Here is a 20,284-nt window from a genome sequence, read left to right as displayed (position 1 = left end):
GCCAGTTTCCCGGCATACGGCTCAAGCCTCTTGAAGGCCCGTGAACCGCGGACCCGGTTTCTGTAACTTGATACCTTGGCTGTGGACCTGCTTGTGGCAGGTGTCATGCAGAAGTACCTCATTGGATGCGATCTCCTTTCCACCATGGCACCGTTCGATGAGATGGTGGATATGAAGGTCGCCAATCTCCAGAAGTTGATCGCAGACCAGGCACTTGCCTTGCTGAGACATCCATAGATTGGCTAATTTCTTGCGACCTTGGGTCGAACCCTTCATTCGCCAGACAGAGCGATGTTCGAAGTATTCTTCCCAAGCCGGATCGTAAGGATTGGCATCGGATTTGATCTTCTGATGGCGCTTGATAGGGAGTTGTGCAGCGTATCGGAGGACGTAGTATCTGTCCTCGTCGGGCTGCGCCGAGGGTTCCGTCTTGACGGCGAATACCCAGCTACGGTCGCCAATTCGATGGAAGTACCGAGGTGCTATCCATTTGGCCACGCGCTTGGGGTGTCGCCGCTTGGCCCACCGCCATAAACACTCCCAGATCTGGCTGTCCACGTAAGAGAAGGTTTCCTTGGATACGACATGGTGGTGATATCGTGCCCATCCGCTGATCATCGGGTTGAGTTTCTCAATGACCCTTTGTTGCGGCACGGCAGCCAAACGTCGCACCATGGCGCGAATCTTCTGGAGAAACGCGTGCACGTTCTTTTTCGAGGGCTTGATCAACAATTTCTTGTTGTACCGTCGAACGTTCTGTCCCAAGAAGTCGTAGCCTTCTTCGATGTGGGTGATCTTCGTCTTCTCCGGCGAGAGGGATAGCCCTCGGACCGCGAGGAATGCCTCCACTGCTGGCTTGATTTTTTCATCCAACAGTTCTTTGCTAATGCCGGTGATAACGAAGTCGTCTGCGTAGCGGACTAGATTGACTTTGGCCTTCTCGAATTGGTGGCGGTTCTTAAATTGCTCCCGCAGAGCCGCCTCCAGGCCATTGAGGGCAAAGTTCGCCAGTACGGGACTGATGATGCCACCCTGTGGCGTGCCAGTCTCCGTTGGTGCTAGTACGCTTCCTTCCATGTAACCAGCTTTCAACCACTTCCGGAGCACCGCCTTGTCCATAGGGACATGGTGGATCAGCCATTCGTGATCGATGTTGTCGAAGCATCCTTTGATATCCGCTTCCAATATCCAGTCGGCGGAACGTCTTGCCCCAACGCTACTCATGCTGCCATTGAAGCGGGAGTTCAATAGGCATTGCTGGATAGCGTCATGCGTAGACCGGGCCTTCCGGAATCCATATGACTGCTCATCCGATACCGTTTCGGAAACGGGATCAAGTGCCAGCAAGTGGAGCGCCTGCATGGCGCGGTCTCGCATGGTCGGGATGCTCAAGGGACGCATCTTGCCATTACTTTTCGGGATATAGATTCGTTTCAGCGGGAGCGGACGATACCCCTTCCGTTTCAGCGAGTCTATCGCAGCAGCCTTGGCAACTGGCGTCGACCACGTTTGCTTATCGACGCCAGGTGTCCGTTTGCCTTGGTTTTCAGTTACTCGTCGTACAGCTAACGCTTTGCCGTAAAACGAGCAGGTCAGCAGACGTTGCAAGGCTTGCACCTTGTTCCATCGCTGCTCTTTAGTTGCCTTCACGATACGGGCCTGCATTCTTCTTACGTAGCCGTGTGCCTTGGCCCAGTCAATGCTGTGCCAAGCTAGGGGTACGTCGGTGGGCGCACACGTTGACTGCCCGTTCATTTGCCTTCCTACCTTCAAAGATTATTCAGACGATCTCGTGACGAGAGACCTATCGGAAGTCTGCGCGCTTTCGCGTGGAGCGATTTCGACGCTTGTCTACGCTCCTATCCGAGCCATTACAGCTCGGCGTTTGCTTTCTCCGATTTCCTTTACCCGCTCACCCATCAGCATTCCTTACGGTCTGCCTGCCTCAAGGGCAAGTGATCGGGCTTACCCTGTTCCGGGAATTCAACAGAATGGCTAGGTTCCTTCTTTACGCCGAGGATAATGTGGTCTGCGTGCTCCCCCGACAGACGGGATGCACCTCATCCTGTAGCTTTTGCCCTCAGCCTTTCAGCATATTTGGCTGGACTGTATTCACGACGCTTGCAAAGGTTCACATGTGTTAACCGTCTTCCATTCGAGCCAAGCCCAGCCATCCGCGCTATGCTCGCCGATGTCACCCGCCTCACGGCATGGCTTAGGTCTTACGACCGCGGTACTTTATCCTCAGAGCTCCGCACCCAGCCGTTACCAGCTACGCACGTCTAAGTAGGCTACTGCTGGCAGAACAGCAGGTTCCATCACCGATGTTTTGGTGTGGAACGGTTGAATCCGCGACTTTCAGGTCGCACCTGTATAAATATACAGTAAATGTTTTGAGGTGTGAAAAAAACTGCCTTTGGGCTTCCAATCAGGTGAAATTTCCTGAAAGCAATGCCGGAGATCGCTGATCCATCGGCAATTGATACCGAAAATACAAGCTCATCTTCAGTTTTTCCTACATGTCTGACAGCCATTGCTGACCTTGGCAGAAGAGCTCTTCCGATAGTGAGGATCGGTGAGGCTTTCTACACTGCAGATGTGGACAAAAGTTGGGTTGTCATTTGCATGCTCGCGCAGAGCAAGAGGGCGGCGAATGACAAATGTCTGCCCCATTCGATCATCCAAGACAAGGAGTCACACATGGCAAATTCACAAAATCCGGGGAACAGCAATCGCGGCTTCGCCGCCATGGATAGGGAGAAACAGCGCCAGATCGCCAGCATGGGAGGCAAGGCCGCCCACGCCAAGGGTGCCGCCCATGAGTTCACCTCCGCCGAAGCCCGGGAAGCCGGACGCAAGGGTGGTCTCAACAGCCATGGCCGCAAGAACGCAGCAGCTGCAGCGGCAGCAGCGCAAAACGGTGGTGGCGGCAACGGTGCCGCGACCTCGGCCCAGCCGCAGATGAGCCAGAGCACCCCGCAGGAGGGCAACGGCGCCCCCCGGCAACCGCAGCAGTCGGATAGCACCGATAGCACCCCGCAGCAGCAGGGCTGAACGAGAAGAACTTGGCCGCCTGAGGCAGCGCCGGGCGCAGCACGGTCACAACAGCAGAACACGGCCCTCCGAGGCCGCACCGTCGGCGCGAGAGACCGATAACAAGAAAACGAAAGGCGCGTTCAGCGCCTTTTTTGTTGCCTGTTGCCTTTACGCTGTACGGGCAAGGGTGGATCAAGCCGTTCCTCTCAGGGGCGCGCCAGATCATCCATCATTGGCACCAGCGCCAGCAGGAACAGCGCGGCCGCCAGCGGCATGGTCGCCAGGAAACCCAGCGCCTTGAAACCGAAGGCCCCCGCCACGCCGCCCAGGAAGAACATCAGCAGCAAGGACGACAGCAGCATGAACTTGCGCCGCGCACCCGGCACGGGATCTTCCGTCACCGCCTCATGGGGCTGGCGGGGGGCCAGGGTCCAGTAGCACATCTTGCCGATCTCGATGCCGATGTCGGTGACCAGGCCCGTGACGTGGGTGGTACGGATCTCTGATCGCGAAATCTTGCTGATCATGGCATTTTGCAGACCCATCACGAAGCACAGCAAGGCCGCGGTCACCGGCACGAACAGCAGACGGTGATTTTCCAGATTGCTGCCGAGGATGCCAAAACACAGCAACAGCATGGCTTCCAGCATCAGCGGCATGGCGTATTCGCTGTGCAGGCCGCGCCGCCGCGCCCAATTGATCATCACCGCCGAACAGGCCGCTCCCAGCAGGAACGACAGCAAGGCACTGGCGCCGGCCACCAGCAGCAGGGTTTCCCCCAGCACCAGGTTGTCGGCCAGCGAGGAGACGATGCCCGACATGTGCGAGGTGTATTGGCCCACGGCCAGGAAACCGCCCGCATTGACGGCGCCGGCGATGAAGGCCAGCGAACGCCCCAGATGGCGGTTGGAGAGATCGGTGCGCGCCGGACTGGTCAGACGGCGCAGGTAATTGATGGGCATGACGGTTCCAGACAGAGAGGCAAGCACCCCAGGCGACAGCATCCCCCAGCCACCCCTGCGCGACGTCTGCCTCTCCTGTTCCCCCGGAGAGACTCATCTTCGCCGCTTCCTACGCAGAGTGCCGGTGGCTTCTTGCTGCCTTTGCCTTCAGTGTTTCTTATGCTGACAAGAATACTTCTTCCTGGCCCGACGCGGGGAAAGAGGCTGCATTGCCTGACCTGCGTCAGTGGCGCGGGCCGCACAGGTTTCTTCCTGCCAGGTCTTTCACCTTGAACAGAGGAGCACACCATGAGCATTCCCATCGACATTCCCGGCGGTCACCATCTGGGCGAACTGAGCGGCCCCGTGGCCGATGCGCAAGGAGGACCGGTCATGCAGCCAGGCGTGCAGCAATCCGAGGAAGGCGGCTTTCGCGGCATCGTACTCATCGGCGCTTCCCCGCAAGCGCCGCAGGAGCCGGTCTCCACCCATGTCTGCCCGATGTTGCGCACGACCAGCGAACTGGCCTATGCCGATGCTCTGGCGTTTATCGCCGGACAGGGCAACTGAATCATTCGAACCATGCGAACCATTCTTCAGGTGAAGAAACCAATGCGGATAAACATGAAGATAAAAAAAAGGCCGCCTGGGGAGGCGGCCTGAGGGGGAGGGATATAAGACGCCGGGGATCGGGGGAATCGCCGGAGAATTTCTGCTTATGAAAACGACTCGTGGGGATAAACCGATGGGGGATGGACTGTATTCATGACACGACGGAGGGGGACGTTCGTATCGGAATGTGGGGTCCTCGGTTTCGAGTTCGTTGAGATGCATAGTAGCGATGCAGCGCAAAAAAGAAGATCGGACAGTGTCCAATAAACGCGTAGGAAAACACCTACAGCGCGTCTCTTCAGATGCCCCGCAAAGCCGCGCCAGTACTAGTTGTGGCCGATATTGACCTCGTGCATGTCACTATTGCGCACTTCCGGCAATTCGAAGTCGCCAGAAGGCGACACTTCCTGTGCCGGACGCACCGGTGCAGCGGGCAAGGAAATCTCCGCCAGTGCGTTGCCCACGCCGCGATTCTGGGGCTTGGCGGCGACGTCGCCCAAGCTCACCATGCCGACCAGATTCTTCTGGCGGTCCATCACGGGCAGGCGGCGGATCTGGCGCTGCACCATATCGTCCAGCACATCATCTACAGGCTCATCTTCGTAGCACCACAGGACCTCGTGGCTCATTACCTCGGTCAGCGGCAGGCTCTCGGAAAGACGATTGCGGGCTACGGCGCGCAGGACGATGTCGCGGTCGGTGACCAGGCCGACCAGATTGTGCTGGGCATCGCAGACGGGCAGGGCGCCTACGTCGAGTGACTCCATCGCCTGGGCGGCACGGATGACGGAATCATCCGGGCTCAAGGTATGGGCACCGCGTGTCATGACGTCGGCAATGGTTCGGGTAGCGTGCATGTTGACCTCCTGAGTGGATGGAAATGGCTGTAAAGGGGGATCCCGACTTCCACTCCAGACTAGGGAAGTGAGGCCGATGCCGCAATGCCACATGCGCCCTTTGTCGGGTCGGCCAATTCGCGCAGGCCCGTGCGAATGCGCCGACCTGCGTTGCAGGGCTGCCGGGGAAACTTCCTACACCGCCTCGCGGCGCTGGCCGACTGTGGCCGCTGCCGGCTTGGTCCACCATCGGCACACCATTCGCTTGCCGGGCCTTCACGGGCTCATATCGACCATCATGTCCGATCAAATCACCGACCTCATCGGCTGGGGCGCGACCCTCATCCTTCTGTTCACCATTTCCTCCCAGGTCTATGAACAGTGGCGCAGCCGCTCCACCCAGGGGGTCTCGCACTGGCTCTTCGCGGGCCAACTGGTGGCTTCTACCGGCTTCGTCGCCTACAGCGTCCTGCAAGGGGACTGGGTGTTCGTGGTCTCCAATGTGTTCCTGCTCTTCACCGCATTGCTGGGCCAGGTGCTGTATCTGCGCAATCGCCGCCGACAGCAGTGAGTCACGAGAGAGCCAGGCGCCATGCGGCTCATCGATTCTTACATCGGTCATTGGCGCTGTCTGATGCAAGCCGCCGCGCTTCCTGACTACAGTGAAAACATGGCAGCCCCGAATGGGGCAGAAGCTGATCCATCATCCACACGACAAGGAGCCTTTCATGCAACGTACGCAGAATATTCAATCCCGCCCGCACACCTGTGCCAGCCGCCGCCTGATCGGGGCCGGCGTCCTGATGATCGCCGGGGCCGCCTTTTCCTTCAATGCAGCGGCCGAGTCCGTGAACAGCAAGGACAAGAGCTTCATGACCAACGCCGCCGAAGCCGGCCACGCTGAAATCGAAGCCAGCAAGATCGCGCTCGAAAAGAGCAGCAACCAGGCCGTCAAGGATTACGCCCAGAAAATGATCGACCAGCACACCACGGTGGATGAGCAACTCAAGCAACTGGCCTCGAGCAAGGATGTCACCCTGCCGGCCGAACCGAGCATGGCCCAGCGCGCCAAGATCGCCATCCTGGAGAAGCTCAAGGGCAATACCTTCGACAAGCGCTATGCCAGCATGATTGGCGTGTCCGCCCATGAAGATGCGGTCAAGCTGTTCCAGAAGTCGTCCAAGGAAGCCCAAGATCCGGATGTGAAGACTTTTGCCGCCAAGACGCTGCCGGGCCTGCAGGAACACCTGCAGATGGGCCGTGATCTGAAGAAAACCGTGGATGCCGCCAAGAAATAATCGTCATCCCTTCAGTCGATCAGCTCTGCAAATGAAATAAACCTTCCCTTGCGGCGTTGATCGACTAAGCTGTAGTCAGCTTCACTCCCGCCCCCTGTCATGCCGTCCCCCCCCTCACGCCCGTGTGCCCAGGAGACTTGCCATGAAACACTTCGCCCGCTCCGTCGAACAGCAGCAAGCCGGTCATTTCATGCCGCGTGTCACCAAGCTGGACAAGCACAAATACGTCGCCTACATCGATACCCGTATCGATGAACTCTGGCATATGGATTTGCTGGACCTCGGTGCGCAACCGGTGCGTATCTGCAAGAAACGTAAAGCGGCCGAGAAGGCTGCCCTGGCACTGCTCGCCGAAGCCATGCACAAGCATCAAGCGGAACAGAGGGGTTAGGCCGCCGATGGATGCCGGCCATTTGCCTGGCATCCTTGGTGGTGCCAATGCCGTCCGGCGTGGTCCGGGCGGCATGCTCGTTTTCAGGGCTGGCAGTTTTGGTCAATTCCTTCACGCAACAGGCGCGCGCTTCAGAGCCAACCCGTCGCCCGGCCATAAAAAATCGAGGGGCTAGCCCTCGATTTTCACTTTCCTTCATATCAGCCTGAAACCGTGCTTAACCATCGCTTTGCGCCGATTCGCCATGGGCGACCGCAAAGGCTTCGCTTTCATGGTTGGGCGGTGCGGCCGGGGCACTGCCTTTCTCCGACAATTGCGGTTTGGAGGAGCCGCCGGCAGAGATGGAGCCATCGCCTGCAGCGTCGGCGGGTTGCTGGCGCTGTTCACGGCGCTGCTGCTCATCCAGCAGTTTCATGAATTCATTGTTGAAGGCCGGGATATCGGCGGGTTTGCGCGAGGACACGAAGTTTTCGTCCCGCACCACTTCCTGGTCGACCCACTGGCCACCCGCATTCTTGAAGTCATCCTGCAAGCTGGGCCAGCTGGTCACGGTGCGCCCCTTGGCGATGCCCGCCGAGATCAGCAGCCAGCCGCCATGGCAGATGGAGGCGATGGGTTTTTCCGCATCATTGGCGGCGCGCACGAAATTGCGGGCTTCGGGTAGCAGGCGCATGGCGTCGCCATTGACCACGCCACCCGGCAGCAGCACGGCCGAATAATCAGCCGGATTGGCGCTATCCAGACTGCCATCGACACTGACCACTTCGCCCTTGTCTACGTGCTTGAAGCCCTGCACGCTGTCACTCTTGTCGGAGAGGATGTGGACCGTCGCGCCGGCGGCTTCCAGCGCCTTTTTCGGTTCCAGCAGTTCGGCCTGCTCGAAGCCATCGGTCACCAGCACGGCGACCTTCAATTGGTTGTAGCGATTGCTCATCATGGTTCTCCCTTCATCAAATAAAAAAGCGGCCGGCATGCACCGGCCGCCCAGGAATCGGGCGCAACTGGATCAGTTGGCCTTGGGGGTGTTTTCCTTGACCCGGTGGCTGTTCTGGTGATCGTCCTTGGCCTTGTCCATCTCGGGCGCCTTTTCGATGCGCGTGATGTTGGAGGTGGACACCGGATCGCTGCCGGGGAAGCTCATCTCATTGGCCTCATCCAGCGTTACTTCGGACGGCGTGTCGTACTGGTTGGGACGATGGTCCTTGCCGGTTTTGCTTTCGCTCATGCTGTTCTCCTTCTGGTCTGATGGAATAGGCTGGCAAGCGGTGCAGCCTGTGAGATGAAGCTTACTGCGCCTGCCGCTGCCCCCCTATAAGCGGGAGGCGCAACCGCACGTAAGAATGCGCGAGGAAGATTTCTCCCCGCGCAGATCTCACGGCCAGGGCGCTGGCGTCACGTCTTCAAACTGCGCTTGCTGCGCGCCGCTGGCGGGAATGCCGTCGGGTTTGCGGCCCGGGTGCAGCATGGTGCCAGTGAGCAGATCCAGTTCACGTTCGGCCGCAATGAACGCGCTGTCGTCCAGCGGCTGTTCCGCCACCGGCCAGTGCTCGATGGCCCAGCGCTTGTATTGCTCGAAACGCAGGCGCAGCTGCCTGGCGTACTCTTCTCGTTGTTGTTCGATGGCATCCATGGTTCATCCTCCTTGCATGGCAATCAGGCTTTCCTTGACCTTGGCCAGGCCGAATTTCCAGATCTGCTCCATCTTGATGTGCGGCATGACGGGCAGCTCCGACGGATCGATGAAAACATCCAGCACCGCCGGGCCAGGCGCGGCCAGCAGTTGCTGCAGGCTCTCCTGCAACTCTTCCGGGGCGCGCGCAGTGAAACCTTGGCCGCCACAGGCCCGGGCGAAGGCGGCAAAGTCGGCATTGGGGAATTCCGAGCCCTCGAAGGCAGGCATGCCGGCTTCTTCCATCTCCAGATGCACCAGGCCCCATTCACGGTTGTTGAAGACGATCACCTTCACCGGCAGCTTGTGCTCCACGCTGGTCATGAACTCACCCAGCAGCATGGTGAAGCCGCCGTCACCCACGCCCACGATCACCTGTCGTTCGCGGTCCAGTGCCTGGATGCCATTGGCCTGGCCAAGCGAAGTGCCGACCGCGGCATTGTTGAACGAGGCCAGCAGGCGCTGCTGGCCGCGCTGGCGGATCCAGTTGCCGCACCAGAGCGTGACCACGCCGGTATCGATGATGAAGCGGGCATCGTCGTCAGCCAGGTCGCTCAGGGCCCGGGCCACGCTTTGCGGCTTGATCTTCTTGTGATGGCGCTTGATCTCGGCGGCGCTGTCCAGCTTGCTGTTCCAGCGTTCACGATCGGCATTGGCTTTCTGCAGGAAACTGCCATCGGTCTTGCCGTCGACCTTTTCCAGCAAGGCTTGCACGGCCGGTCCGACCGAGCCGGTAATGCCCAGCGTGACCGGGGCGCGGCGGCCGAGTACGAAACCGCGTTCGTCAATCTGGATGATCTTGGCTTTGGTCGGCAGGAATTCCGAATACGGATAATCCGAGCCCAGCATCAGCATCACCTCTGCACCATGCAGGGCATCAGTGCCTGGCGCGCCGCCGATGAGGCCGACTCCGCCGATCCAGTGCGGATGGTCGTAAGCCACCAGATCCTTGCCTCGGAAGGTATGCATGACCGGAGCCTGCAGCTTGCTGGCCAGGGCCAGCACCTGGTCGATGGAACCGCGGCAGCCATTGCCGGCGAAGATGGCCACCGAGCCGGCGGCATTGATCAGTTCAGCCGCAGCGGCAATCTCGGCGGCCGGCGGGGCCAGTTCACTGCGCTCACGCAGCGTATGAATGCTGGGGACAGTGCCGCTGACCTTGGCGCCGATGATGTCTGCAGGAATGTTCAGGTGCGCTACGCCGCGCTGTGCATAGGCCTGGGCGATGGCCTGGTGGAACACGGCAGGGGCCTGTTCCGGGCTCGTGATGACCTGGCTGTAGGCAGCCACATCGCGGAACAGCATGTCGGGTGAATTTTCCTGCAAATAGTCGGTGCCGCGCTTGGCTGCGGGCACACCGCCTGAAATGGCCAGCACCGGCGCGTGGTCCTTGCGGGCTTCGTAGAGCCCGGCCACCAGGTGGTTGGCACCGGGGCCGGTGGTGCCGCAGCACACGGCCAGGCGGCCGGTCAGTTTGGCCTGGCCGGCGGCGGCCAGGGCGGCACCTTCTTCGTGGCGTACACCGATCCATTCGATGCGCTTGTCACGGCGGATGGCGTCGGTCAGGGGATTCAAGGCATCACCGACGACGCCAAAGATCTGGCGCACGCCGATCTCGTAGAGCGTGTCGATGAGGATGTCTGCAACGGTAGCGGGCATGGCGGCTCCTGGGAGGGGGAGGGAATCGCTCAAGAGTAAGTCCGGCAGTGCCGGGCCTGTATCGGCATGTGCGGTAAATCCATGTAGGAGAAGACCGGGCGGGAGGCAGCAAGGCGCGCCATGGCGGGCGGGAGCGGCACATTCCTACGCGGGCTTCATCGGCAGTCCGACTGCGCGGCGGCGGGGGCGATTTGATAATCGGCGCATCAGCGAACTTGCGGAGGAAGCGATGCGACGCGCACTGTGGAAGGGAGCCATCAGCTTCGGGCTGATCAATATCCCGGTCGAACTCTATACCGCCGAAAAACACGATGAGCTGGATTTCACCCTGCTCGACAAGCGCGACCTGTCCCCGGTGGGCTACAAGCGCTACAACAAGAAATCCGGGCGCGAAGTCCCCTGGGAAAACATCATCAAGGGCTACCAGTACGAGGAGGGCAAGTTCGTCCTCATGTCCGATGAAGATTTGCGCCAGGCCAATGTGGAGGCCACCCAGAGCATCGACATCCAGAGCTTCGTGGAGCGTGAGCAAGTCCCCATCCTCTACTACGAGCAGCCATATTTCCTGGCCCCGGCCAAGGGTGGCGACAAGGCCTACGCCTTGTTGCGCGAAACCCTGCTGGCCAGCGACAAGATGGCCATTGCCCAGATTGTCATCCGTACCCGGCAGCATCTGGCCGCCCTGATTCCCCAAGGCGACATGCTGCAACTGATCACCTTGCGCTATCCCAGCGAATTGCGGGCACCGGATGACTTGCCGGTGCCGTCACGCAAATCGAAGAAATCCGCCGTGACCAAGCAGGAAGTCGAGATGGCGCGGGCGCTGGTGGATCACATGTCTTCCGATTGGGAGCCCGGCCAGTTCCACGATACCTATCGTGATGACGTGCTGGCGCTCATCAAGAAGAAGATGATCAAGAGCCGCCAGACGCATGCGGTGGCCGAACCCGATGAGGCCGCTGCGCCAGCTACTTCGGGCGCGAAGGTGGTGGACCTGATGGCCTTGCTCAAGAGCAGTCTGGAGGGACGAGGCAAATCCAAGCCAGCCCCGAAAGACAAGGCTGAAGAAAGCACTGCCAAGGTCCACAAGATGGCCGACCGCAAGCCTGCTGCCAAACGCAGCAGCGCGGCCAAGAGCGAGTCCCGAACGGCGGCCCGCAGCAAGGCGTCGCCCCGTAGCAAGGCCGCCGGCAGCAAGAGTACGGCGCGCAGCGCGCCTGCGCGCGCCAACGCCAGGAGGGCGCAGGCATGAGCCGGACTTCTTCCGCACTGGCTCGTTACCATGCCAAGCGTGATTTCAGCATCACGCCCGAGCCGTCCGGCCAAGCTCAGTCTGCCCGGCGGCAGGGCAAGCAGGCCTCGCCGGAGGGCTTGCAGTTCTTCATCCAGCGCCATCATGCACGTCGGCTGCATTACGACTTCCGGCTGGAACTCGATGGCGTACTCAAGAGCTGGGCCGTTCCCAAGGGGCCGAGTCTGGATCCGCATGACAAGCGGCTCGCCGTGCGGGTCGAAGACCACCCTTTTGATTACGGCACGTTTGAAGGCGATATCCCGGCCCACCAGTACGGTGCCGGACATGTGGTGCTGTGGGATCGCGGCCAGTGGCAACCGCATGGCGATCCGCAGGCCGGGCTCAGGAAAGGCCATCTCAGCTTCCTGCTCACGGGTGAGAAACTGCAGGGCCGCTGGGCGCTGGTGCGCATGGGCAAGCCCGCCGAGGATGGCAAGGAGAATTGGCTGCTCATCAAGGAAGAAGATGACGCCGCCCGCACCGGTGCCGCCGCCGCCATCACCGACCTGCGCCCGGAAAGCGTGAAGGACCAGGGGGATACGCCCCCTGCTGGCAAGGCCATCGCGCCTTCGCCCGCGCAATCCACCAGCGACATGCCCGAACGCATGGAAGCGCAGTTGGCCACGCTCGCCGACAGCGCACCCCAGGGCGAGGAATGGCTTTCCGAACTGAAGTTCGACGGTTATCGCGGCCTGTGCCGCATCGAGAACGGCCGGGCTGCCATCCATACCCGGGAAGGACTGGACTGGAGCCATCGCTGGCCCATCCTGGTGGAGGCGCTGGCAAAGCTGCCGGTGGATCAGGCATGGATCGACGGCGAGGTGGTGGCACTGGATGCCGACGGCCATGTCAGTTTCGAGGCCCTGCAAAATCTGGTGCGCGGCGACCGCCAGCAGGCCAACGGCATCCGGCTGGCCCTGTACGCCTTCGACCTGCTGTACCTGAATGGCCATGACGTGCGCCAACTCCCGCTGCACCAGCGCAAGGAGCTGTTGCGCGACGTGATTCCGGGTGGCGATGAACAGGGCTTGCTGCTCTACAGCGAGCATATCGCCGGCCACGCAGATGAAGTATTTCGCCACGCGTGCCAGCACGGGATGGAAGGCATCGTGGTCAAGCGGGCCGATGCGCCCTATAGCGGGCGGCGCGACCGCAACTGGATCAAGGTCAAGTGCGAACATCGGCAGGAGTTCGTCATCGCGGGTTATACCGAGCCGGCCGGACAGCGCAGCGGCTTCGGGGCCATCCTGGTGGGTGTGCATGACGAGCAAGGACAACTGCAATATGCCGGCCGCGTGGGCACGGGCTTCGACGAACGCTTGCTGGGCAGCATGCTTAAGCAGTTCCGCCAGCGCGAACAGGACCAGCCTGCCTTCGTCAATCCGCCGACCGGGCAGCAGCGGCGTGGCGTGCACTGGCTGAAGCCGGAACTGGTGGCGGAGGTGAAATTCGCCCAGTGGACCAAGTCCGGCATCCTGCGTCACGGCAGCTTCGTAGCGCTGCGGGAGGACAAGGCACCGGAGGAGATCGTCAGGGAAACGCCGGGAAGCGCCTCTGATGAGGTCCATCCCGGGAACGCGGAAGCGAAGCCGAAAGCGCCCGCCCGCCGCAGCGAACAAGACCTGTCCAGGCCCGTGACGGTGGAGGGCGTCAAACTGACGCATCCCGGCAAGATCCTGTTCTCCGATACCGGCCTGACCAAGCTGGAACTGGCGCGCTACTACCAGAGCGTTGCGCCCTGGATCCTGCCCGAACTCAAGCAGCGCCCGCTATCCCTGGTGCGCTGCCCGGACGGCCATGCCGGGAAGTGCTTCTTCCAGAAACACACTGGCCAGGGCATGCCGGACGCCATCGAGACCATTGAAGTGCCGGAAGGCGAGGGCAAGGCACGCTACATGATGGTCAACGACGTTGCCGGACTGGTCGCCACCGTCCAGATGGGTGTCCTGGAGCTGCACGCTTGGGGGGCCACCGGGCGGGCGCTGGACAAGCCGGACCGGGTGGTGTTCGACCTCGATCCGGCACCTGATGTGCCCTGGGATACGGTGGTGGAGGGTGCGCAACTGGTACGGGGGCTGCTGGAGGAGCTTGGCCTGAGCTGTTTTTTGAAGACTTCCGGCGGCAAGGGCCTGCATGTCATGGTGCCAATTCGTCCGGAACACGACTGGGACGTCATCAAGGACTGGGCACACCGCCTGGCGGCGCATCTGGCGCGCCTGCTGCCGGATCGTTTCATCGCCCGCATGAGCAAGGCTGCACGCACTGGCAAGATCTTCATCGACTACCTGCGCAATGCGCCCGGTGCCACTACGGTTGTGGCGTATTCGGTGCGCGCCCGCGACGGCGCGCCGGTGTCGGTGCCGATCACCTGGGAAGAGCTGGAGCAGGGCGTGCAGGCCGACCATTTTCGGGTCTCCACCATGCGGAAAAGGCTGGAAAGCCTGTCCCACAGCGACCCTTGGGCCGATTTCCACAAGTCACCGCAGCGCCTGACGCGCGCCATGCTCGATGCCTTCGATCCGGCCTGAGCCGACCGGCAAGCTCAACAAGGAGGTGATGTCCTACACGCGGTTCATCTTCCTGCCGACTGTGGATGACAAGGGCAAACTTCATAATCCACTTTAACTTGATGGACGCGGCTAGCCGGTCCGTTTGCAACCTGACAGAGCACGCCCCGCCGTGACATGAACAACAAGAAGGATTTGGCCAGCGCCATGAATACCATCAGCCACCGCACTTCGCTGACCCAGCTGTTTACCCGCCCCTTGCAAGCCGTGATGCCGGGCCTGATGCCTCAGGCTCCCGCCGCGCTGCACGTTGCCCAGCCGCGCAAGTTGCCGGCGGCGCTGGTGGATCGCCTGCTGGAACAGGAAGGGCAGCGCGGCCTGCGCCACGCGGGCTTGCCCCGCGCCACCTTCAATGCACCGCAGCCGGCGGCCCATCGCGCTGCCACGTTCAGCTATCCGCTGCATATCGACCGCGCCAGCATTGAAGCCTTGCCCGCAGCCTGCGGCGTCTACATTTTGCGTGGTGTGAACGATCAGGCTTTGTACGTGGGCCGCAGCGTGAACCTGCGCAGCCGCGTGCTGGCCCATTTGCACAATCATGAAGAACAATTCCTGATCGGCCAGACCCGCCGCATCGAATGCCGTCGCACCGCCGGTGAGCTGGGCGCTGCCCTGCTGGAAAGCAGCCTGCTGCGTGATCTGCGTCCGTCGCACAACAAGAAGCAGCGCACCAAGCGTGGACTGTTCACCTTGCGCCTGAACGAGGTCGGCCAGCCGCAGGTGGCCCAGGTTGAGGAACGTGAATTCAGCCGTGCCGAGAATCTGTTCGGCATCTATACCAGCGAGCGTGCGGCGCAGGAAGCCCTGCAAAAGATGGTCGAGCGCCATGGCCTGTGCTCCATTGCCACCGGTCTGGAGCAGCCCGATGGCATCGGCATGGCCTGCTTCGGCCGCCAGATCCGCCGTTGCCGCGGTGCCTGCACCGGTGAAGAAACGCATGAACAGCACCAGCAGCGCCTGATGCAGGCGCTGGAAGACTTGCGCATCCTGCCTTGGCCTTACGCTGGCCCGATGGCCCTGGTAGAGCAGGGTGATGGCTGGCAGCAGGTGCATGTCATCGATCATTGGCGTTATCTGGGCTCGCTGGACCGGGACAACCGCCAACTGGCCAGCCGTCCGGCCGCCAGTCTCAAGGGTTTTGACCTGGACAGCTACAAGCTGATGATCCAGCCGTATCTGCTGGGCCAGTTGGAACTGCGTCCGCTGCCCGGGCTGCCGCTGGCGCAGGACTGAATTCGCATTGACTTGGGCCGGTCTTCCCGGCCCTTGCTGTTTTTGCCGGACCTGAAGTCCGCATCCCATTCCTCCCGCTTTTTCTGTATTGACTCCCTTCGATCCGATGCAACGACGATTCCCTCTCCCTGTCGCCGCCATCCTGCTGGCCGCTCCCTTCAGTCTGAACCCGGCCCATGCCGCTGATTCCGCAGGTTTCTGCAACACCGAGCAAACGCTGGACAAGGACCAGCTGGCTGCCACGCTGATCCGTACCTATCCCGTGAGTACCGCCTATCTGTCGGTCGGCAAGGAGCCAGCGCCGCTGAACTCGCCGCGTGCGCTGGTCGCCTGGCTGCTGCAAAAGCGCGCCACGGAAAAGTCAGGGGGACAGGCCTGCCAGGGCGACAGCTGCAACGTCGACCACATGGCGGCCGATGTGCAATCGCTGCTGGATGGCAAGGATGCCCGTTTCCAGCCGAGTGGCCGCAGCGATGTCATCGCCTTCTTCCGCGACAACAGCCGCGTGGCCTTGCGCTGCACGACGGCCGATGCCACTCCGCGGCTGGCCCATGCAGATGCCGCCTTGCGCATGGGCGTGGCACCGGCTCCTGCATCGACGCCAGCGGCCGCACCCGCCGCGCCAGCCACGGCGCAGGCTCAGGAGGCTCAGCAGGCGGGCTGGATGGACCATGTACGCATTCGCGGCAATCCTGACCAGCTTTCCATCGATCATCGCAACAAGGCGGCTTTCGCCTCGGTCGACCGGGCCAGGGTGTCGCTGGCCAATGACGATGTGGCGCAATCGCGTACCAATGATGTCGTGGTGTTTGCCGGGTATTCGCTGGACAAGCGGCCCATGGGCGAGCCGGGCAGCACCTATGAGGCGGTGCCTTATGTGGGCTTCAAGCAGAACCGGGTGACCACCTATGACACGGGCAATCCCGAGATCACCACGACGCGCACCAGCCAGGTCGGGATGCTGTCCGCCTTCCACTTCGCGCATGCGGATACGGCCAATACGGAGGATCTGACGGCGCGTCCCGACTACCTGGTCAACAATACCGACGGCAGCCGCCTGCTGACGGTCAACTTCACGCTTACGCCGGTCCGCCCGGGGGTGCTCAACGATTTCCTGCGCTGGAACAACGGGCTGGCGTTCAAGCCAATTCTGATCGGCCAGAGCCGTAACGGTATCTACATCAACCGGGGGGATCCGGATGTCTACGACCAGCACCGGGATTTCATCCGGCTGGGGGCACAGGCGGGGTTCACGCTGTCTTCCACCAATCCGGCCTTGCCATTTGATTTCACCACGACCTATACCGGGTTGAAGGCTTTGCAGGGCAATCGCAGCATTCATTACTGGAAGTCGGTGCTGACTTACAACTTCAACCAGAACGTGGGCCTGAGCCTGGATTTTTCGAACGGCTTGCTGCCCGATAGCGGGGATGCGGAACGCAAGTGGGGGTTGGGGGTGTCGAGCAAGTTCTGATGAGTGGACGCAGCGCTGACGGGGTCGGCGGCGCTGTCGCGATGCTTAATCGCATCCTGCGCCAAGCCCGTAGAGCAGCCATTTTCTCTGGTCGAGTCGGAGGCTGCGGCTTTCCACGCAGGCTTCGTCGGCAAAGAACATCACCTCAATTTGCTCATCGGTGACGGTTGTGGTGACTTGCCAGGCTTCACCGGCTTTCATCAGGTGATCGAGCAGCTCGTCGTCAACTTGAAGTACTTCTTGTATGTCCTCTTGGCCGCTTCCACTGTATTCGGCATTGACGTTGGGCGTGACATGTTGCTTGAGATAGGCCTTGCGGGCGGGGGTTTTGCTTGCGCAGAGCAAGGTCTCGATCAATTCATGCGCCTCGTGCGGCAGTTCGCGGCGCAGCTCTGAACGCTCAGGCGCTGTGCAGGCATTTTGATACGTTGTGCCTTGCACTTCCAGCGGTGGGAATGATTGTTCGACTTTTGTTGCGCTCGCAAGGAGCAGGGCCGTGGCGATGCCCAAAACGGTAGCCATGATCAGTAGAGCAGTTCTTTTCATGAAGGAAAGGCTGATTCAAAATATGCATTTATCAACGCTCCGGCATTCGCTTGAAGGCCGGGAGCTACAGCTGTGTGCTTAGGTCATTTTGATGCCACAAATTCACTGAGTACTTCTTTGATCTCGTCCTTGGTCAGATAGTCCGTGCTGAGGATCGTATCGAGATCCTTTCTGGTAAGGGGGCGATTCTTGAGAAGTTTCAGCAGCGCGTCCTGACGGAAAGGAGCTGCTTCTATCGGGGCGATCATGGTCGGATCCGGCAGGTTCTCCAGCGGCAGCGGCATGCGGTCGATGTTGACGTAGATCTTGTAGCGGGAAAATCCTTCAGGGAACGAGGTGTCGTAATAGAGCGTTGTGCCAACCGGTAAAAGTCCATTGGAAGCCTCCTTCGTGCCGAGTTGCAGCGGTGCGGCCAGGCGATGGATTTTTACGGTAGCGGGCTTCCAGACAAGGTAGCCGCAGAACAGCAAACTTGCGGCAGCGGCCCCGCCAAGGAAAGAAAGTATCGTGCCTGGTATTTTCATGATTCATAAATTTCTGAGCTTGAGCCTTTTGCGCCTCGACATCATGAGAGCAGCAGGAGTCGGTAATTGTTAGCCTGACTGCTTTCCGGGGAAAGGCGGGCAGGTCTCATCATCAAGTTTCATGTCGTAGATATACCCGACCACCTTCCCTTTGGCCAGATCCACGACTTCGTCATCGACGATCGCCATTGTTTGATCCTCGCTGAAACGGGCCTCATAAGGGCCACGCGTGCGCGTGAAGTGACCGACAGGCTTGCCCCGCCGGAGATCGATGACGTAGATCTTGTTGAATGGCGGGACGCCCATCGGTAGCTTGCGCTGGTCGATTCCCCAGACGATGGCGTGGGTCCGGGCGCAGTTGACGGCCCATTGATTCACCGGGATGTCCAGTTGGACGGCGACAGTGCGTCTGCCCGCTTCAAAGGCGAATTGGTTGCCGACAGCGCGGAAGGCACTGCGATGTTTGGGAGTTTCGGCTCCAGCGCTCGCAGGACAGCTGAAGAGTGCGAAAAGAAAGAGAGCTAGCGAATAGTGTGATGTCAGCATCGAGCGCATGGTTGGAGGTCTTGATTTCAATTGATCATGCGGTCACGGCGGAACAAGGCTGCGCAGATTTAAACTTCATGAAACGAGGCGGCAGCATACAGTTACAAGCGAATTCAGAATCATGCACTCTGTACCGACATGTTTGAGGAACCGATCGCTCCGTGCCGGAAATCGTATTGATATCTTTATTGTGCAATACGAACTTTTCCTAGCAATTGCTTGAAGCTTTGAAGTTCACCATAGTCCAAACACTGGGCGACGGTGACGCTCGTCTTTTCGTGGCCCTTGAATGCAGTGAAGCAACTCATGACATAACCTCTATCGTGCGGAGAAAAATATTCGATATCCTCTTCATTTATTGTCCAACCTCGCTCTGCGAGCGTCCGGATAGCTTTCCGCTTTGATACGGAATCAGGAGAAATAATCACTTCAAGCTTTGTTTGATTAAAAACGGGCTCTCCCGATTTAAAGCGAAATCCTGACTGTTTCAGCGACCTGAGACGAATTTTGTAGCCACCGGCTAAGTGAGTTCTTTATGCTAACGCCAAGGAGAACTCAATGAAGAAGCGATTTACGGACGAACAGATCATCAGCATCTTGCGAGAAGCAGAGAGCAAGGAGATTGCGACGGTAGATCTGTGCAAGCGCCACAACATTACTGAGCAGACCTTTTACCGCTGGAGAAACAAGTTTGGCGGTATGGATGTCTCGGACGCGCGGCGGCTCAGAGATCTTGAATCCGAGAATGACAAGCTCAAACGCATGGTGGCGGAACAGTTGCTGGTGATTGATGGCTTGAAGGAGTTAAGCCGAAAAAAATGATGACCTCCGCGGGCCGGCGCGAAGCGCTGGAAGTCCTTACTCGTCGGGGGCTGTCGCAACGCAAGGCATGTCGTTATCTGGAACTGAGCCGGCGGGTAGCGGGTTATCAGTTGCTACAACCTGAAAAGGATCGGAGCCTGACGCAGCAGCTGATCGCGGCATCGCAAGAGGTCCCTCGATTCGGCTATCGGCGTATGTCTGCCTGGCTGGCATTGGGCGAGTCCCGAGTGCGACGGCTCTGGAGCGCGCTAAAACTGGGCATTCCACGAAAGCGCCCTCGCAGGCGTCGATGCGGCAACGACATTCGGCTACCTGGAGCAACCAAGCCCAATTCGGTCTGGAGCTACGACTTTGTTCATGACCAGATGGTGGATGGACGCTCATTGAAGATGCTGTGCGTGATCGATGAATACACCAGGGAATGCCTGGCCATCGAAGTTGCTGCCAGTTTGCGCTCCCAGGATGTCATCCTGACGCTCTCGCGACTGATGCGGTTACATGGAAAGCCAGCCTACGTTCGGTCGGACAATGGAGCCGAGTTCACAGCGGCCAAGGTCATGCGCTGGCTGCGGGATGCCTCCGTTGGCCCAGCCTTCATTGCGCCAGGCAGTCCATGGCAGAACGGATTTGTAGAAAGCTTCAATGGCAAACTGCGTGACGAACTGCTTAACCGGGAGTGGTTCCGCAGCCGGGCAGAGGCAAAAGTGCTGATTGAAAGATGGCGTCAGTTCTACAACGAGCGCAGGCCGCATAGCGCACATCAGTACCAACCTCCAGCTACGGTCCGTCGAGCCTGGCTGGAATCGAATATGATCGACAACCGACTCACTGCCTGA

The 20,284-nt window shown here is 60.1% G+C and carries 19 protein-coding genes and 1 pseudogene; 10 read left to right on the top strand and 10 right to left on the bottom strand.

Annotated features, from left to right (window positions below; translation table 11 throughout):
* Positions 1-21 precede the first annotated feature (21 nt).
* A complete protein-coding gene (gene ltrA, locus ACWHXP_RS08580) occupies positions 22-1,755 on the bottom strand; it encodes a group II intron reverse transcriptase/maturase (protein ID WP_489634007.1) in 1,734 nt (577 codons plus the stop codon).
* A gap of 945 nt (positions 1,756-2,700) precedes the next feature.
* Between ltrA and ACWHXP_RS08575 the strand changes: the two genes are divergently transcribed.
* Positions 2,701-3,054, top strand: a complete 354-nt coding sequence (locus ACWHXP_RS08575; RefSeq protein ID WP_209580476.1) for a KGG domain-containing protein — start codon at positions 2,701-2,703, stop codon at positions 3,052-3,054.
* A 188-nt stretch (positions 3,055-3,242) separates the two neighbouring features.
* On the opposite strand, the gene ACWHXP_RS08570 is transcribed toward ACWHXP_RS08575, so the two are convergent.
* Positions 3,243-3,998, bottom strand: coding sequence for a YoaK family protein (locus tag ACWHXP_RS08570; protein WP_209580474.1), 756 nt, complete (start codon positions 3,996-3,998; stop codon positions 3,243-3,245).
* 288 nt (positions 3,999-4,286) lie between these two features.
* Here ACWHXP_RS08570 and ACWHXP_RS08565 point away from each other — a divergent pair, with 288 nt between their 5' ends.
* Positions 4,287-4,547: a hypothetical protein gene (locus tag ACWHXP_RS08565; RefSeq protein WP_134222331.1), complete on the top strand. Its 261-nt coding sequence runs from the start codon at positions 4,287-4,289 to the stop codon at positions 4,545-4,547.
* 368 nt (positions 4,548-4,915) lie between these two features.
* On the opposite strand, the gene ACWHXP_RS08560 is transcribed toward ACWHXP_RS08565, so the two are convergent.
* Positions 4,916-5,446: a CBS domain-containing protein gene (locus ACWHXP_RS08560; protein ID WP_489634008.1), complete on the bottom strand. Its 531-nt coding sequence runs from the start codon at positions 5,444-5,446 to the stop codon at positions 4,916-4,918.
* 277 nt (positions 5,447-5,723) lie between these two features.
* Here ACWHXP_RS08560 and ACWHXP_RS08555 point away from each other — a divergent pair, with 277 nt between their 5' ends.
* The 3 genes from ACWHXP_RS08555 to ACWHXP_RS08545 all read left to right on the top strand — a co-directional run bounded on the left by ACWHXP_RS08555 (position 5,724) and on the right by ACWHXP_RS08545 (position 7,114).
* A complete protein-coding gene (locus tag ACWHXP_RS08555) occupies positions 5,724-5,996 on the top strand; it encodes a SemiSWEET family transporter (protein ID WP_489634009.1) in 273 nt (90 codons plus the stop codon).
* A gap of 157 nt (positions 5,997-6,153) precedes the next feature.
* Positions 6,154-6,723, top strand: coding sequence for a DUF4142 domain-containing protein (locus ACWHXP_RS08550; RefSeq protein WP_121040376.1), 570 nt, complete (start codon positions 6,154-6,156; stop codon positions 6,721-6,723).
* A 142-nt stretch (positions 6,724-6,865) separates the two neighbouring features.
* Complete coding sequence (locus ACWHXP_RS08545) at positions 6,866-7,114, top strand: hypothetical protein (RefSeq protein WP_121040142.1); 249 nt, start codon at positions 6,866-6,868, stop codon at positions 7,112-7,114.
* A gap of 385 nt (positions 7,115-7,499) precedes the next feature.
* Here ACWHXP_RS08545 and ACWHXP_RS08540 read toward each other — a convergent pair.
* The 4 genes and pseudogenes from ACWHXP_RS08540 to ACWHXP_RS08525 form a co-directional block, all read right to left on the bottom strand.
* Positions 7,500-8,048 (bottom strand): annotated as a pseudogene (locus ACWHXP_RS08540) (type 1 glutamine amidotransferase domain-containing protein); the annotation flags it as partial.
* Positions 8,049-8,120: 72 nt separating this feature from the next.
* Positions 8,121-8,339, bottom strand: a complete 219-nt coding sequence (locus ACWHXP_RS08535; protein WP_121040144.1) for a hypothetical protein — start codon at positions 8,337-8,339, stop codon at positions 8,121-8,123.
* Between the two features lie 147 nt (positions 8,340-8,486).
* Positions 8,487-8,744 carry a hypothetical protein gene (locus tag ACWHXP_RS08530; protein WP_489634010.1) on the bottom strand — a complete coding sequence of 86 codons (258 nt, stop codon included), beginning with the start codon at positions 8,742-8,744 and terminating at the stop codon, positions 8,487-8,489.
* 3 nt (positions 8,745-8,747) lie between these two features.
* Positions 8,748-10,442: a thiamine pyrophosphate-binding protein gene (locus tag ACWHXP_RS08525; protein WP_489634011.1), complete on the bottom strand. Its 1,695-nt coding sequence runs from the start codon at positions 10,440-10,442 to the stop codon at positions 8,748-8,750.
* A 229-nt stretch (positions 10,443-10,671) separates the two neighbouring features.
* Here ACWHXP_RS08525 and ku point away from each other — a divergent pair, with 229 nt between their 5' ends.
* The 4 genes from ku to ACWHXP_RS08505 all read left to right on the top strand — a co-directional run bounded on the left by ku (position 10,672) and on the right by ACWHXP_RS08505 (position 17,010).
* Positions 10,672-11,694 carry a non-homologous end joining protein Ku gene (gene ku / locus ACWHXP_RS08520; protein ID WP_489634012.1) on the top strand — a complete coding sequence of 341 codons (1,023 nt, stop codon included), beginning with the start codon at positions 10,672-10,674 and terminating at the stop codon, positions 11,692-11,694.
* Entirely contained in the window at positions 11,691-14,264 is a 2,574-nt protein-coding gene (ligD, locus tag ACWHXP_RS08515) for a DNA ligase D (protein ID WP_489634013.1), read from the top strand. Before ku ends, ligD begins: the two co-directional genes overlap by 4 nt.
* A gap of 186 nt (positions 14,265-14,450) precedes the next feature.
* A complete protein-coding gene (locus tag ACWHXP_RS08510) occupies positions 14,451-15,536 on the top strand; it encodes a nucleotide excision repair endonuclease (RefSeq protein WP_489634014.1) in 1,086 nt (361 codons plus the stop codon).
* Between the two features lie 106 nt (positions 15,537-15,642).
* On the top strand, positions 15,643-17,010 hold the full coding sequence (locus tag ACWHXP_RS08505) for a hypothetical protein (protein ID WP_489634015.1): 1,368 nt from the start codon (positions 15,643-15,645) through the stop codon (positions 17,008-17,010).
* 45 nt (positions 17,011-17,055) lie between these two features.
* On the opposite strand, the gene ACWHXP_RS08500 is transcribed toward ACWHXP_RS08505, so the two are convergent.
* The 3 genes from ACWHXP_RS08500 to ACWHXP_RS08490 form a co-directional block, all read right to left on the bottom strand.
* Positions 17,056-17,556, bottom strand: a complete 501-nt coding sequence (locus ACWHXP_RS08500; protein ID WP_489634016.1) for a hypothetical protein — start codon at positions 17,554-17,556, stop codon at positions 17,056-17,058.
* An 83-nt stretch (positions 17,557-17,639) separates the two neighbouring features.
* Positions 17,640-18,080: a hypothetical protein gene (locus ACWHXP_RS08495; RefSeq protein ID WP_489634017.1), complete on the bottom strand. Its 441-nt coding sequence runs from the start codon at positions 18,078-18,080 to the stop codon at positions 17,640-17,642.
* Between the two features lie 69 nt (positions 18,081-18,149).
* Positions 18,150-18,635 carry a YncE family protein gene (locus ACWHXP_RS08490; protein WP_489634018.1) on the bottom strand — a complete coding sequence of 162 codons (486 nt, stop codon included), beginning with the start codon at positions 18,633-18,635 and terminating at the stop codon, positions 18,150-18,152.
* Between the two features lie 549 nt (positions 18,636-19,184).
* On the opposite strand from ACWHXP_RS08490, the gene ACWHXP_RS08485 reads away from it, so the two are divergent.
* Positions 19,185-20,284, top strand: a protein-coding gene (locus ACWHXP_RS08485; protein WP_489634019.1) for an IS3 family transposase whose coding sequence is annotated in 2 segments (ribosomal slippage) — positions 19,185-19,437 and positions 19,437-20,284 — 1,101 coding nt in all. Because the reading frame shifts where the segments join, the coding sequence is not laid out codon by codon here.

Source organism: Herbaspirillum sp. Her2 (genome assembly GCF_057961375.1).
This window is presented reverse-complemented; position numbering and strand designations above follow the sequence as displayed.

Coding starts and splice junctions, on each gene's coding strand:
- ACWHXP_RS08545 (WP_121040142.1), top strand. CDS start 6,866: ATGAAACACTTCGCCCGCTCCGTCGAACAGCAGCAAGCCGGTCATTTC.
- ligD (WP_489634013.1), top strand. CDS start 11,691: ATGAGCCGGACTTCTTCCGCACTGGCTCGTTACCATGCCAAGCGTGAT.
- ACWHXP_RS08555 (WP_489634009.1), top strand. CDS start 5,724: ATGTCCGATCAAATCACCGACCTCATCGGCTGGGGCGCGACCCTCATC.
- ACWHXP_RS08505 (WP_489634015.1), top strand. CDS start 15,643: ATGCAACGACGATTCCCTCTCCCTGTCGCCGCCATCCTGCTGGCCGCT.
- ACWHXP_RS08510 (WP_489634014.1), top strand. CDS start 14,451: ATGAATACCATCAGCCACCGCACTTCGCTGACCCAGCTGTTTACCCGC.
- ACWHXP_RS08530 (WP_489634010.1), bottom strand. CDS start 8,744: ATGGATGCCATCGAACAACAACGAGAAGAGTACGCCAGGCAGCTGCGC.
- ACWHXP_RS08560 (WP_489634008.1), bottom strand. CDS start 5,446: ATGCACGCTACCCGAACCATTGCCGACGTCATGACACGCGGTGCCCAT.
- ACWHXP_RS08535 (WP_121040144.1), bottom strand. CDS start 8,339: ATGAGCGAAAGCAAAACCGGCAAGGACCATCGTCCCAACCAGTACGAC.
- ltrA (WP_489634007.1), bottom strand. CDS start 1,755: ATGAACGGGCAGTCAACGTGTGCGCCCACCGACGTACCCCTAGCTTGG.
- ACWHXP_RS08525 (WP_489634011.1), bottom strand. CDS start 10,442: ATGCCCGCTACCGTTGCAGACATCCTCATCGACACGCTCTACGAGATC.
- ACWHXP_RS08570 (WP_209580474.1), bottom strand. CDS start 3,998: ATGCCCATCAATTACCTGCGCCGTCTGACCAGTCCGGCGCGCACCGAT.
- ku (WP_489634012.1), top strand. CDS start 10,672: ATGCGACGCGCACTGTGGAAGGGAGCCATCAGCTTCGGGCTGATCAAT.
- ACWHXP_RS08500 (WP_489634016.1), bottom strand. CDS start 17,556: ATGAAAAGAACTGCTCTACTGATCATGGCTACCGTTTTGGGCATCGCC.
- ACWHXP_RS08490 (WP_489634018.1), bottom strand. CDS start 18,635: ATGCGCTCGATGCTGACATCACACTATTCGCTAGCTCTCTTTCTTTTC.
- ACWHXP_RS08550 (WP_121040376.1), top strand. CDS start 6,154: ATGCAACGTACGCAGAATATTCAATCCCGCCCGCACACCTGTGCCAGC.
- ACWHXP_RS08565 (WP_134222331.1), top strand. CDS start 4,287: ATGAGCATTCCCATCGACATTCCCGGCGGTCACCATCTGGGCGAACTG.
- ACWHXP_RS08575 (WP_209580476.1), top strand. CDS start 2,701: ATGGCAAATTCACAAAATCCGGGGAACAGCAATCGCGGCTTCGCCGCC.
- ACWHXP_RS08495 (WP_489634017.1), bottom strand. CDS start 18,080: ATGAAAATACCAGGCACGATACTTTCTTTCCTTGGCGGGGCCGCTGCC.